This window comes from Geobacillus sp. B4113_201601 (assembly GCF_001587475.1).
Lineage (GTDB): Bacteria > Bacillota > Bacilli > Bacillales > Anoxybacillaceae > Geobacillus > Geobacillus icigianus.
In genome coordinates, this window is record NZ_LQYX01000081.1 from 8,522 (window position 1) to 9,702 (window position 1,181).

General features: G+C 54.0%; 11 tRNA genes. All 11 read right to left on the minus strand.

What is annotated here, in order from left to right:
• Positions 1-125: 125 nt before the first annotated feature.
• The 11 genes from B4113_RS11320 to B4113_RS11370 all read right to left on the minus strand — a co-directional run bounded on the left by B4113_RS11320 (position 126) and on the right by B4113_RS11370 (position 1,178).
• A tRNA-His gene (locus B4113_RS11320) sits at positions 126-198 on the minus strand.
• A gap of 11 nt (positions 199-209) precedes the next feature.
• Positions 210-282 (minus strand) — tRNA-Thr (locus B4113_RS11325).
• A gap of 131 nt (positions 283-413) precedes the next feature.
• Positions 414-504: transfer RNA gene (locus tag B4113_RS11330), tRNA-Ser, on the minus strand.
• A gap of 16 nt (positions 505-520) precedes the next feature.
• Positions 521-597 (minus strand) — tRNA-Ile (locus B4113_RS11335).
• A gap of 8 nt (positions 598-605) precedes the next feature.
• Positions 606-679, minus strand: a tRNA-Met gene (locus B4113_RS11340).
• 16 nt (positions 680-695) lie between these two features.
• A tRNA-Ala gene (locus tag B4113_RS11345) sits at positions 696-768 on the minus strand.
• Between the two features lie 4 nt (positions 769-772).
• Positions 773-849: transfer RNA gene (locus tag B4113_RS11350), tRNA-Pro, on the minus strand.
• Between the two features lie 6 nt (positions 850-855).
• Positions 856-929: transfer RNA gene (locus tag B4113_RS11355), tRNA-Arg, on the minus strand.
• 3 nt (positions 930-932) lie between these two features.
• Positions 933-1,018: transfer RNA gene (locus B4113_RS11360), tRNA-Leu, on the minus strand.
• 5 nt (positions 1,019-1,023) lie between these two features.
• Positions 1,024-1,098 (minus strand) — tRNA-Gly (locus B4113_RS11365).
• 7 nt (positions 1,099-1,105) lie between these two features.
• Positions 1,106-1,178, minus strand: a tRNA-Lys gene (locus tag B4113_RS11370).
• Positions 1,179-1,181: the final 3 nt, after the last annotated feature.

Here is a 1,181-nt window from a genome sequence, read left to right on the forward strand (position 1 = left end):
CCCTCTTCCTCTACCAGCGCATTCAAAGAAGCGGGATGCGTCGAGGCTACTCGTAGCCTATTCGGTGAAGCTAAGGCTCGTGGCTGCAATTTTACCAAGAGCTTACTGGTTTTAGGAAGAAAAAGGGCGACTAGTGGGAATCGAACCCACGCATGCCAGAGCCACAATCTGGTGCGTTAACCACTTCGCCATAGTCGCCATGATGTTGATGCCGGCTGCAGGACTTGAACCCGCAACCTACTGATTACAAGTCAGTTGCTCTACCAATTGAGCTAAGCCGGCATAAATCCATATTATGCAATGCTTATCGTTTTTCCTAATAGTCAACTGGTCGAAAAAAGCGGAGCGCTCAAACCGAGTTGATGCCGTCTCATTCTATTTGTGCCAACGGAGCTAAATGAGACGATTATTTATGGCGGAGGAGGAGGGATTCGAACCCCCGCGCGCCTTGCGGCGCCTCTCGGTTTTCAAGACCGACCCCTTCAACCACTTGGGTACTCCTCCAAAAAAACAACAATAATGGTGGACCTTGTAGGATTCGAACCTACGACCGGACGGTTATGAGCCGTCTGCTCTAACCAGCTGAGCTAAAGGTCCGATAAGAGTGGCGGTGGAGGGGATCGAACCCCCGACCTCACGGGTATGAACCGTACGCTCTAGCCAGCTGAGCTACACCGCCAAAACGGATGAAAAAGTGGAGCCTATCGGATTCGAACCGATGACCTCCTGCGTGCGGGGCAGGCGCTCTCCCAGCTGAGCTAAGGCCCCAAAGTGGTCGGGAAGACAGGATTTGAACCTGCGACCTCACGGACCCGAACCGTGTGCTCTACCAAGCTGAGCTACTTCCCGATAAAACGCGCTCGAGAGGATTCGAACCCCTAACCTTCTGATCCGTAGTCAGATGCTCTATCCAATTGAGCTACGAGCGCAAGTGCCGAGGGCCGGACTCGAACCGGCACGGTAGTCACCTACCCCAGGATTTTAAGTCCTGTGCGTCTGCCAATTCCGCCACCCCGGCGGCAGTGGAGCGGAAGACGGGGTTCGAACCCGCGACCCCCACCTTGGCAAGGTGGTGTTCTACCGCTGAACTACTTCCGCAACATGATGAGCCATGGAGGACTCGAACCTCCGACCCTCTGATTAAAAGTCAGATGCTCTACCTACTGAGCTAATGGCTCATG